Below are 11,925 nucleotides of genomic sequence, written 5' to 3'. Positions count from 1 at the left end.
AGTATGACTGAGAACAGCGAGAATCAGACATTCAGGCGCACCGGATCCACAGATGCCGGCACAGTCGCCGCTGCAGGCATTGCGGCAGGCAATAGCCATGATGCGGGGGCGTTTGCCATGCTCGAGCCCCGTGAACAACTGCGGCAGGTCCTCACCCAAGCGGTCAGTGGCAAACCGTTCAGCGAACTGTACTCAGTGGCGTTTGACCATCGCACGGCCGCGACCATCGGGCACGTGCTTCTCGACGCCCTCGAAGAGCAGGGCTACGGTGTTGACGACTTCGACGCAGTTGGGGCGCTCACCGCGGCGGCTGTCCCGCTGGTATCCGCGGTTATTCTCGCTGCCGCCTCGCGCGGCGAAGACCTCGACGGCTTCGTGATGGATTTCGTGTATCCGTCCGTCAAAGGCCCGTCCATCTCCGGGAAACGGGTGATTCTGCTTGATGCCTGGCTATCCGAGAAATCTTATGTGCAGACCTCCTCGCTGGTCACCTTGCGCAACGGCAATGAGCTGAGCCTTGATTTCAGCATCGTCGAGCATGAAGGCGCGCAAGTCCTCGCCGTGGCCTCGCTGATCGGCGGAGTGGGGGACGCCGACCATGTCGCCGGCGAACGCCAGCAGATCGAGGTCATCAACCCCGTCACCGCGGAACATACCGCGTTGCCGCTGATTCAAGTGTTCGACGAACGGGAGCTGAGAGCGCGGTAAGCCCTATCGGCCGTCTCGCACGGTCCGGTGTCAAGGCAATCAGGGCAACAACAAAGCAGGCAAAGCAGAAAAAGCAGGCAAGGCAGGCAGCAGGTGCACGAACCAAGCGAATACACCAAGCAGGTGCAGGCATCGGGGGAGCCGGAATTCCGCGAGATTGGCGTCGGCCCGTGGTCGCAGGAGCATCCAGGCGAGCCGCGCCCGGATGTGCCCGGTACGCCCGCATTCGATGCTCGTTACGACACCGAGCTCCTTGACCAGGGAGACCGCCGCAACGTGCTTGACCGGTACCGGTATTGGACTGTGGAGGCCATCAAGGCCGACCTTGACGACCGCAGCCGCTACCCCTTCGAAATCGCGGTCGAGAACTGGACGCACGACTTCAACATCGGGTCGGCGGTCCGCAGCGCCAACGCCTTTGGCGCGTCCCGTGTCCATATCGTCGGCCCGCACAAGTGGAACCGCAAAGGCGCGTTGATGACCGAGCTGTACCAACACGTCGATTATCATCCGTCAATCAAAGAACTGGCGACATCATGGCGTTTTCGCATCTCAGGCGAAATCGCCGCTGAACAGTCGCGTGCCGATGCGCGTGACATCCGCGCCTCCATCGCGCATAGAGCGTTGACATCCGTCGAACAGCGCGAACAAGCACGGTCGGCGCGCCGGCTGGAGATACTGCGCCAGGCGAAAATCATCGCATTGGATATCATCCCGGGGGCCGTTCCCATCGAACGATACCGATTCCCGGAACGCTGTCTGCTGCTGTTCGGCGCGGAAGGCCCCGGCCTGTCACAGGCGGCGCTCGACGAAGCCGATGATGTGGTGTATATTTCGCAGTTCGGGTCCGTCCGTTCCATCAATGCGGGTGCGGCGGCTGCGGTCGCCATGCACAGTTGGGTCGCCCAACATGCGGTCATCGACGGCCCCGGTGCGGCCGCTGACAGCGGGTCGTCCGCGGTGATCAAGGCCTGACACCACCGGCATGACCGGCCACACCATCACCGTGCGGTTCACCAAGAGCACGCTCGCCAAGTGACAGAACCACATCGGCAGCGGCTACGCCATGCACGTCTCGTACAATGCCGTCGTCACGTCCGATGCCGCCGGCCAGGTCGACAACGAGTTCTACATGAGCACGCTGCCCGCCAAGAAGAAGTACGCGCACACGGTGCTCGCCTCGCTGACTTTCTAGAAGGTCGATGCCGCCGGCAAGCCGCTCGCCGGGGCGCGGTTCAAGATCGAATCCTCCGCTCCCGAGCAGTTCGTGCTGCCTTCCGGCTACGTCAATGGCAGTGCCAACTGCGACAAGTCCTGCGGTAATGACGAGGCGATTTCCAAGGCGGACGGCACGGTGACCTTCGATGGTCTCGCCCAAGGCGTGGACACTTCGTACAAGATCACCGAGGTGTCCGCCCCAAGCGGGTATATCACCTTGAAGCTGGGCTTCACGGCCACCATCAGCAATCAGGGGGCGAAGGTTGTGTTCGACGATTCCACGACTTCGGACCCGTACGGTCTGGTCACGCCGACCTCGGTTGACACGAACGGCAGCAATGCGCTGACCGTCGAGAACGTGCGCGGCATCGCGTAGCTGCCGCTCACCGGTGGCACGGGCATCGCCTTCATGGTTGTCATCGCGGCGCTGCTCGGCACCGCGGGTGTCATCGTGGTCGTGCGTTCGCGTCGAAACGCGACCGTGTGAACGCGACCATACGCCGCTCACGAATTGAGTAATCCATGAGCTGACCTTCAAGGGCCTTGTGTTGGAACCATATCCGGGTTCCGCACAAGGCCCTTGGCGTTGGAGTTGTGCGTCGCTGCTTGTGTGAGTGGGGAGTATTCTTGCGCTTCCTGCGCATTCGGTACGTCACACTCGGCTCATATAGTGGAGGGCATGGCAACATTCACACGTGAAGAAATCGAGCATCTGGCCGATTTGGCCAGAATCGCCCTGACGGATGAGGAAATCACCCGTATGCAGAGCGAACTCAACGCCGTCGCCGACGCGATCGACGAAGTCCAGAAAGTGGCCACGGACGATGTCCCGCCGACGGCCAACCCGGTCCCGCTTGAGGCGTACCTGCGCCCCGATGTCGCCGTGACCCCGCTGACGCAGGAGGAGGCGCTCGCCGGCGCCCCCGCGACCGACCAGGGCATGTTCGTCGCCCCGCAGATCCTAGGAGAGTGATCCATGAGCAACGCCACTGAACTCGTGAAACTGTCCGCCGCACAGATGGCGGAGAAAATCCGTTCCAAAGAGGTCTCCAGCCGCGAACTGACCCAGGCGCACCTCGACGTCATCGAGGCCGCAGAGCCCACGGTCAACGCCTTCCTGCACGTCTCCGGCAAGGAGGCGCTCGCCCAGGCCGACGCCTTCGACAAGAAGCTCGCCGCGGGAGATACGGAAGGCCTGCCGGAGCTTGCCGGCGTGCCGATTGCGATCAAGGACATGATCGTCACCAAGGGCATCCCTACGACCGCCGCATCCAAGATTCTCGAAGGCTGGGTGCCGCCGTATGATGCCACGGTTATTGAGAAGATCAAGGCCGCCGGCATGCCGATTCTGGGCAAGACCAACCTTGATGAGTTCGCACAGGGCTCTTCGACCGAGCATTCCGCGTTCGGCAACACCCACAACCCGTGGGATGCGACCCGTGTCCCGGGCGGTTCCGGCGGCGGTTCCGCATCCGCGGTCGGCTCCTATGAGGCGCCGCTCGCCCTCGGCACCGATACCGGCGGTTCCATCCGTCAGCCGGGTGCGTTCACCGGAACCGTGGGTGTCAAGCCCACCTACGGCGGTGTGAGCCGCTACGGCGCCATCGCCATGGCGTCCTCGCTCGACCAGATCGGCCCGTGCGGCCGTACCGTGCTGGACACCGCGCTGCTGCACGAGGTTATCGGCGGCAATGATCGCCGTGACTCCACGTCCATCCCCGCTCCGGTCCCGCCGGTCGCAGCGGCAGCCCGCGAAGGCCTGAAGCGTGACCTGAAGGGCGTGCGCGTCGGCCTGATCAAGGAAATCGGTGGCGAAGGCTTTGAAGCCGGTGTCGCCGCCCGATTCAACGAAGCGGTCAAGCTGCTGGAATCCATGGGCGCAGAAGTCAAGGAAGTCAGCCTCCCGCATCTGCCGTACTCGCTGGGCGCGTACTACATCATCATGCCGTCTGAAGTCAGCTCCAACCTGGCCCGCTACGATGGCATGCGCTACGGCCTGCGCGTCATGCCGCCCGCCGGTGTGCCGCAGACCTCCGCCAACATGATGGCTTACACGCGTGAAGCCGGGTTCGGCGACGAGGTCAAGCGCCGTATCATTCTCGGCACGTATGCGCTGTCCGCCGGCTACTATGACGCCTGGTATGGTTCCGCGCAGAAGGTGCGCACCTTGGTGATCGACGACTTCAACAAGGCCTTCGAACAGGTTGACGTACTCGTGTCCCCGACCGCTCCGAGCACCGCGTTCCACTTCGGCGAGAAGACCAGCGACCCGCTGTCCATGTACCTGGGCGACGTGGCGACTATCCCTGCGAACATGGCCGGCGTGCCCGCCATGTCCATCCCGTGCGGCTTGTCGGACAACGGCATGCCGGTCGGCTTCCAGTTCTTCGCGCCGCAGCGTCACGACGAGGCCATGTACAAGCCCGCCGCCGCATTGGAAGCGGCTTTGGAAGAGCAGTGGGGCGGCAATATCCTCACGAAGATGGCCACGCCGTGGCTGAACGCCTGAAACCGGAGGACGAAGACAAATGGCTGAAAAACTGATGAAATTCTCTGAAGCCGTCAAGCGGTTCGACCCGGTGATCGGCTTGGAGACCCACGTCGAGCTGTGCACGAACACCAAACTGTTCTGCCCGGCACACATTGAGTTCGGCGGCGAACCGAACACCCAGCTGACCCCGGTGAGCCTCGGCCTGCCGGGAAGCCTGCCGGTGATCAACGAGACCGCCGTCGATTTCGCCATCAAGCTGGGCCTCGCCCTGCACTGCGAAATCGCCGAATGGAGCCAGTTCGCCCGCAAGAACTACTTCTACCCGGATATGCCGCGTGACTATCAGATCTCGCAGTATGACAAGCCGACCAACGGCAACGGCTACCTGGATGTCGAGCTGGATGACGGCTCGATCTTCCGCGTGCCGATTGAGCGTGCGCACATCGAGGACGACGCCGGCAAGAACACCCACGTGGGTGGTGCCGACGGCCGTATCGAAGGCGCCGACCATTCGCTCGTCGACTACAACCGCGCCGGCGTCCCCCTTATCGAGATTGTCACCAAGCCGATCGAGGGTGCGGGCGAGCGCGCCGCGGAAATCGCAGGCGCCTACATGCGTACGCTGCGCGATATCGTGCGCGCCCTGGGTATTTCCCACGCCCGCATGGAGCAGGGCAATATGCGTGCCGACGTCAACGTGTCGCTGCGCAACAAGCCCACCGACCCGCTGGGTACGCGTTCGGAAACGAAGAATGTGAACTCCTTCCGTGGCATCGAGAAGACCATCGTCTACGAGATCCGCCGTCAGGCCGCGCTCTTGAGCGACGGCGGCGAGGTGCTGCAGGAGACCCGCCATTGGGATGAGGCTTCGCAGACCACCGCCGGCGGCCGTCTCAAGACCGACGCCGACGATTACCGCTACTTCCCGGATCCTGATTTAGTGATGCTGCACATCACCAAGGAGCATATCGAGCGCATCGCCAAGGATATGCCGGAGATGCCGCGTGAACGCCGCAACCGTTTGCAGGGCGAGTGGAAGTTCTCCGATCTCGAGATGCGTGACGTCATCAACGCCGACGCGCTCGACCTGATCGAGGACACCGTCAAGGCCGGTGCCACCGCTTCCGGTGCGAAGAAGTGGTGGCTCGGCGAGTTGTCGCGTGAGGCGAACGCCAAGGGCGTCTCGCTCGAGGAACTGCCGATTACCCCTGCCGATGTCGCCGAAGTCGAGAAGCTCATCGCTTCCGGCAAGCTCAACGACAAGCTCGCGAAGAAGACCGTCTCCGGTGTGCTCGCCGGTGAAGGCACCCCGGACGAGGTCGTCAAGAAGCACGGCTATGAGGTCGTCCAGGACACGGGCGCGCTCGAAGCCGCGGTGGACAAGGCGCTCGCCGACAACCCCGACATCGTCGAGAAGCTCAAGAGCGGCAACATGAAGCCGATGGGAGCGATTATCGGTGCCGTGATGCGCGCGACCAAGGGCCAGGCTGACGCCAAGGCGGTCAGCGGATTGGTCATGAAGAAGCTGCACTGAGCGAATCGGGCAGACTGATTGCGCTGAGTGACTGCGCTCAATGAGTGCAGCCGCCCGACATCACCAACGACAGCCTCACAGAGCCAAACGCCCTGTGGGGCTGTTTCGTACCGCCAAACCCGAACCCTTCTACCGACGCCGGCAGATACGTGAGCGTCGGTAGAAAGTGGAGGATGGCGTTCTCGCGGGGCGTACCGGGACATCCCTAGGTGCGTCGAGGGGATGCCGGGGGTGTGCTGGGGCGCGCCGGGGGTACGTATTCGCAAGTTCCGTACAGGTTCGCCCGAAATCCTGCAACTTGTTACCCAACTCGGTAGAATGGGACCGTATTGGTAACGCTTATGAGGATGAAAGCGAATGTCTGAACAAACACAGTCAGTGGCGGACAGCACAGTAAACGGTACGGTCACCAGTGCTGTCAATAGTGCGGTCAGCGGCGAAGATCGCCGCGAACTGCCCGCCCGCATCACCATTCCCGAAATTCGCGGGGAGATGGTTCATCTGCGTCCAGCGAGCATCGAGGATTTGGGGCGTCTCGATCAGCTTGACGCGTTTTACAACGCATCCGGGATTACCGGCAAAGACCGCGAATCTGAACGTGCGGCAGTCAACGCGTGGGTGCGTCGTTCCGTCGCATGGGCAGAGGGCCGCGCGTCCGTGGACAGTGGGGTGGCAGACCCAGAATCGCGTCCCACCATCGCGTGGGCGATTCTGACCGACGCCGACCGTGACGGCGATGGCATTGTTGACGCAGAGGCGACGGACAACGTCATCGGCATGATTTTCCTCATCGATATCGACGGATGGTCGCGTTCCGCCAGAATCCAAGTCGTGCTTGGCAAGGATTACCGTGGCCGCGGCTATTCGCGTGACGCGATGCCTCGTGTCATGACCTTCGGCTTCGCTCCGAGGCCCGCCGGCCTTGGCATGCATCGCATCTGGGTCGCTGTGCCGGAGAAGAACACGCGTTCACTGTCCGTGTACCAGTCCCTCGGCTTCATTCCCTCGGGCACGTCGCGCGACGCGCTGTGGGACGCTGAGAACAACAAGTATCAGGATTTGATCGTCATGGATATGCTAACCGACGAATACGATCCGATCCACTCGTTGGAGGTCTTCGGCATGCATGTGTTCGAAGACAATCCGGGCGTCAAAGAGGCGCTGTGCGCGCGCGAGCATTCGTTGGCGATCCGCAAGCGCGAGCATCCGGCGGATGGCGGCGACCATGCGTCACATGCGGGCGACGAGGGCGACCAGACCCGTCGCGATGGCGCCGATCAAGCCGGCAACGACACGAACGGCCGGGCGGACGGCACGATTGAAGGGACCAGCACGTCCGCAGGCGATGCCGCGCCGGGCATCTCGGGAGATAACCGGTCTGCCGACGACCATTCCGGACAAGCCGACACCGCCCAAAGCCAAGCATCTGCCGGCGCCCCCGGCCATCACACGCTGGATGGCGAGGAGAACTGGCCGCACAGCTCGCATGACCGCCAGCCCTCGAAGCAGGCGTGGTGGCGCACCATCGGCCGCAGGCGCGAGCGCAGGACGGAGGAGGACGCATGAGTGCGGAAGATCTTGACAATTACGAGACCGACGCCGAACTCGCCCTGTATCGGGAGTACCGGGACGTCATCAAGCTGTTCACCTACGTCGTGGAGACGGAACGTCGTTTCTATTTGGCGAACAAAGTCGATTTCAACGTGCGTTCCGCCGGTCAGGACGTGTATTTCGACGTGCAGCTGACGGATGCGTGGGTGTGGGATGTCTACCGTTCCTCCCGTTTCGTGAAAAGCGTGCGTATCGTCACGTTCAAGGACGTGAATGTTGAGGAAGTCCAGAAGACGGATATCGATATCCCGGATTCGTTGACTTGACACGGTTTGCGAGACTCCCCGCCTTTTGGTGGCGGGGAGTGCTAGCATGACATACGGTTTATTCGTGTATTTTTTCGGCTTCGGCGTCCATGATGCGCCGAATCATGTAAAGTTTCACTGATTTGTTGTGTTGTTCAGGAGGTCATTGTGGCACAGAAGCAGTCTGTCGTGATTATCGGCGGTGGCCCCGCCGGTCTTACTGCCGCGTGGGAACTGGTGAAGAAGGGCGGCGCCGAGCAGTACGACGTGACAGTGCTCGAGGAGACCGGTGAATTCGGCGGTATTTCACGTACTGTGAAGCATAACGGCAATCGCATGGATATCGGTGGTCACCGCTTCTTCTCGAAGGATGACCGCATCATGGATTGGTGGAAGGAGGTGCTGCCGCTGCAGGGCGCACCTTCCTATGACGACAAGAAGCTCGGTCGCCATCACGATCTGGAGCCGGGCGGCCCGGATCCGGAGAAGGAAGACAAGGTGATGCTCAAGCGCCACCGCGTCTCCCGTATTTTCTGGAACCATCACTTCTTCGATTACCCGATTTCCCTGTCAGCCAATACGCTCAAGGCCATGGGCTTCAAGCTCACCATGGTTGCCGGCTTCAGCTATCTGAAGTCCGTGTTCCACAAGCTGCCGGAAACGAATCTGGAGAACTTCTACATCAACCGTTTCGGCCGCAAACTCTATTCGATGTTCTTCGAAGGCTACACGGAGAAGCTGTGGGGCCGTCACCCCAGCCAGATTTCCGCGGATTGGGGTTCGCAGCGTGTCAAGGGCCTGAGCATCATGGGCGTGCTGAAGAACGCATTCCAGAAGCTCTTGCCGAAGAAGCGCGATTCGAAAGAGGTCGAGACCTCGCTGATCGAAGAGTTCTGGTATCCGAAGTATGGTCCGGGCCAGCTGTGGGAGACGGTCGAGCATAATTGCGAGCAGGCCGGCGCCAAAGTCATCACCGGCGCCAAGGTTGTTGAAGTGCGGCAGGAAGGCGGCAAGATCGCCTCGGTCGTATACGTCGACCATGAGGGCAACCGCACCGAGCTCAAGGCTGACCAGTTCATCTCCTCCATGCCGGTCAAGGATCTTATCAACGCGGTGGACGAGTCGGATAAGCCGGCTCCGAAGGACATCACCGAGATCGCCAACGGCCTGCCGTACCGCGATTTCGTGACCGTCGGCCTCTTGGTCAAGCATCTTCGCCTGAAGAATACCACCGACATCCCCACGCTCGGCAACCCGCCTATTGTGCCGGATTGCTGGATTTACGTGCAGGATCCGGGCTACAAGGTCGGACGCATCCAGGTGTTCAATAACTGGAGCCCGTACCTGGTCAAGGACGTCGATGACACCGTGTGGATCGGTCTTGAATACTTCTGCAAGGAAGGCGACGATTTCTGGAATATGACCGATGAGGAAGCCACCAAGTTCGCCATCGAGGAAATGACTCGCATGCGCGTTATCAACGGCCCTCAGGATGTTCTGGACTCGCATCGTGAGCGCGTCAAGAAGGCCTACCCTGCGTATTTCGACACGTACGCGCAGATGCCGGAACTCGTTGAGTACCTTGATTCCTTCGGCAATCTGTATTGCGTGGGCCGCAACGGCCAGCACCGCTACAACAACATGGACCATTCCATGGCCACGGCGATCGAGGCAGTCAACAACATCAAGACCGGCAAGACCTCGAAGAAGAACGTGTGGTCGGTGAATACCGATAAGTCCTATCACGAGCAGAAGTAGCGGCGCTTCGCGAGTGTCGCCTCAGCCCGCCCTCCCGGCATCGGGTCGGCGGGCTGTTCTGTATCGTCGGGACCGTTGGGACCGTCTGGACTGTCTGCACCGTCTGGCGGCAGAGGGCTCGTCGCGGGCGGCATGTCGCCGTGGACGGGTGTTGCGCCGGTCGCAGCTCCGTTGTACAGTAAATGAAGTTCGGTTGGGTCTGAAGACCGTGATAATCGAACTTTTCATCGCGGTTTTTCCGCATCTTGTCATACAGCTCGCCGGCGAAGCGTCGGTAGAAGCCACAGAAAGGCAACATTAGGCAATGAGCCAAAATCTTGAGGAAATGAAGCTGCCTGAGCTCAGGGAGCTTGCCAAGCAGATGGGCCTGCGCGGTACGTCGAACATGCGTAAGCCCCAGTTGCTCGCAACGTTGCAGGCGGCTCGTAGTGGAGGGCAAGCCCCGGCCGGCGTCACGGTACGCGTGCCGAAGCCGGTGAAGAAGGCCGCTTCTACCCCGGAACAACCGCAATCACAAACGAAACCGCAGTCTGCGGCATCTGCGCCTGATTCCGTATCGGCTTCCAAGCCGGTATTCGAGCCGCAGTCCAAATCCGCCGCCGAGTCTAAGCCGGCGACCGAGTCCGCATCCGAACAACCAGAGGCCCGCGTCAATCGCAGGTTGTTGCGCGTCCCCCCGATTGCGCACACCGAAGCGATTTCCTCGATGGAAGGCGAGTTGCAGATGCCACGCGTGCATGAACGCCGCGCCCATCGTCATGTTGGGGAAGCAGCGGGATCGTCTCTGCTCGATCAGCTTGATCTAGACAGCAGCGAAGGCATGCGTACGCGTCACCGTGGCAATGAACGTGGCAATGAACGCGTTGAAATCCACCGTCGCGGAGGTCGTGCGGATTCGAGCGTGCAGGAACGCGAAGAAGAGGCAGTGCGCGATCTTGACGATATCCTTGCGAGCCTGCCTGCGCAGAAGAACGAGGAACACGCCGGTGACGACCGTGCATTCGGACGTCGTCGCGGATTGGGCCGCAATGATCGCATCGAGCGCAACGACAGAAATGATCGCAATGACCGCTCCGATCGCGGGGATCGTTCTGACCGTAATGACCGTAACGATCGTAACGACCGCAGGAGCGGCAATCGTCGTCTGCGCGGCCGTGATCTTGACGACCGCCGCGGCGAGGAACAGAATGACGAGCTCGTCCCGGTCGCAGGTATCGTCGACGTGCTGGATTCGTACGCGTTCATCCGCACCTCCGGCTATCTGCCAGGCCCGAACGATGTGTATGTTTCGATGGGCCAGGTCAAGAAGTATGGCCTGCGCAAGGGCGATGCCGTGCAAGGCACCATCCGCACCCCGCGTGAAGGTGACCGTCGCAACCAGCGGCAGAAATTCGTGCCGCTCCAGGCAATCAGCAGCATCAATGGCATGAGCGTCGACGAGGCGGCGAACCGCCCGCAGTTCGCCAAGCTAACCCCGCTGTACCCGCAGGAGAGGCTTCGTCAGGAAACCACGCCGAATAAGCTTATCGGGCGGATCATCGACCTTGTCGCCCCCATCGGCAAGGGCCAGCGCGGTCTGATTGTCTCCCCGCCGAAGGCCGGCAAGACCATCACCTTGCAGGCAATCGCGAACGCAATCACCGTGAACAACCCGGAAGTCCATCTTATGGTCGTGCTCGTGGACGAACGTCCTGAAGAGGTCACGGATATGGAACGTACCGTGCAGGGCGAAGTCATCTCCTCGACCTTCGACCGCCCGGCGACCGACCATACGATGGTTGCCGAACTGGCGATCGAGCGTGCGAAGCGTCTGGTCGAACTCGGCCAGGACGTCGTTGTGCTGCTGGATTCCATGACCCGTCTCGCCCGTGCATACAACATCGCCGCTCCAGCGTCGGGCCGCATTCTGTCCGGCGGCGTGGACGCACAGGCGCTGTACCCGCCGAAGAAGTTCTTCGGCGCCGCACGCAACATCGAAAACGGTGGCTCGCTGACCATCATCTCGACCGCGCTGGTGGAAACCGGCTCGAAGATGGACGAGGTGATTTTCGAGGAGTTCAAGGGCACCGGCAATATGGAGCTGCGTCTGAGCCGCGATTTGGCGGACAAGCGCATGTTCCCGGCCGTGGACATCAACGCGTCCGGCACCCGCCGCGAAGAGCTCATCACTTCGCCGCAGGAACTGCCGATTATCTACCGTCTGCGCCGGCTGTTCGGCGGGCTCGAACCCGAGCAGGCGTATCAGGCGCTGGTGCCGCGTCTCAAGAAGACGCCCAGCAACCGTGACTTCCTCAAAGCGCTGGTTCAGCAGTCGGGCGTGGGTTCGTCCTCGAACTGATGCCTTGCCTGTCGCCTTAATC

At 61.5% G+C, this 11,925-nt stretch carries 11 protein-coding genes and 1 pseudogene; all 12 read left to right on the top strand.

The window, feature by feature from the left end; genetic code table 11:
* The first annotated feature begins 3 nt into the window (after nt 1–3).
* Entirely contained in the window at nt 4–708 is a 705-nt protein-coding gene (locus ACZ41G_RS07490) for a type I phosphoribosyltransferase (RefSeq protein ID WP_033506148.1), read from the top strand.
* Between the two features lie 93 nt (nt 709–801).
* Nucleotides 802–1,683 (top strand): TrmH family RNA methyltransferase, encoded by an 882-nt coding sequence (locus ACZ41G_RS07485; RefSeq protein WP_464145144.1) that lies wholly within the window; start codon nt 802–804, stop codon nt 1,681–1,683.
* A gap of 91 nt (nt 1,684–1,774) precedes the next feature.
* Nucleotides 1,775–1,903, top strand: a complete 129-nt coding sequence (locus ACZ41G_RS07480; protein ID WP_464145142.1) for a hypothetical protein — start codon at nt 1,775–1,777, stop codon at nt 1,901–1,903.
* Between the two features lie 12 nt (nt 1,904–1,915).
* Nucleotides 1,916–2,302: pseudogene (locus tag ACZ41G_RS07475) on the top strand (prealbumin-like fold domain-containing protein); the annotation flags it as partial.
* A complete protein-coding gene (locus ACZ41G_RS07470; protein ID WP_414600793.1) occupies nt 2,303–2,413 on the top strand; it encodes an LPXTG cell wall anchor domain-containing protein in 111 nt (36 codons plus the stop codon).
* 192 nt (nt 2,414–2,605) lie between these two features.
* On the top strand, nt 2,606–2,899 hold the full coding sequence (gene gatC, locus ACZ41G_RS07465) for an Asp-tRNA(Asn)/Glu-tRNA(Gln) amidotransferase subunit GatC (RefSeq protein ID WP_026503207.1): 294 nt from the start codon (nt 2,606–2,608) through the stop codon (nt 2,897–2,899).
* Nucleotides 2,900–2,902: 3 nt separating this feature from the next.
* A complete protein-coding gene (gene gatA, locus ACZ41G_RS07460) occupies nt 2,903–4,435 on the top strand; it encodes an Asp-tRNA(Asn)/Glu-tRNA(Gln) amidotransferase subunit GatA (RefSeq protein WP_321046496.1) in 1,533 nt (510 codons plus the stop codon).
* A 19-nt stretch (nt 4,436–4,454) separates the two neighbouring features.
* The gene (gene gatB / locus ACZ41G_RS07455) at nt 4,455–5,951 is read left to right on the top strand and encodes an Asp-tRNA(Asn)/Glu-tRNA(Gln) amidotransferase subunit GatB (protein WP_015451100.1); all 1,497 of its coding nucleotides are present in this window, start codon (nt 4,455–4,457) and stop codon (nt 5,949–5,951) included.
* A gap of 492 nt (nt 5,952–6,443) precedes the next feature.
* Nucleotides 6,444–7,517, top strand: coding sequence for a GNAT family N-acetyltransferase (locus ACZ41G_RS07450; RefSeq protein WP_321046501.1), 1,074 nt, complete (start codon nt 6,444–6,446; stop codon nt 7,515–7,517).
* Nucleotides 7,514–7,828, top strand: a complete 315-nt coding sequence (locus ACZ41G_RS07445; protein WP_015451098.1) for a DUF2469 domain-containing protein — start codon at nt 7,514–7,516, stop codon at nt 7,826–7,828. Before ACZ41G_RS07450 ends, ACZ41G_RS07445 begins: the two co-directional genes overlap by 4 nt.
* Before the next feature lie 147 nt (nt 7,829–7,975).
* Nucleotides 7,976–9,565, top strand: a complete 1,590-nt coding sequence (locus ACZ41G_RS07440) for an NAD(P)/FAD-dependent oxidoreductase (RefSeq protein ID WP_015451097.1) — start codon at nt 7,976–7,978, stop codon at nt 9,563–9,565.
* A 304-nt stretch (nt 9,566–9,869) separates the two neighbouring features.
* A complete protein-coding gene (rho, locus tag ACZ41G_RS07435; protein ID WP_464145140.1) occupies nt 9,870–11,903 on the top strand; it encodes a transcription termination factor Rho in 2,034 nt (677 codons plus the stop codon).
* The last annotated feature ends 22 nt before the right edge of the window (nt 11,904–11,925 follow it).

The sequence above is a fragment of the Bifidobacterium porcinum genome, assembly GCF_055378475.1.
This window is presented reverse-complemented; position numbering and strand designations above follow the sequence as displayed.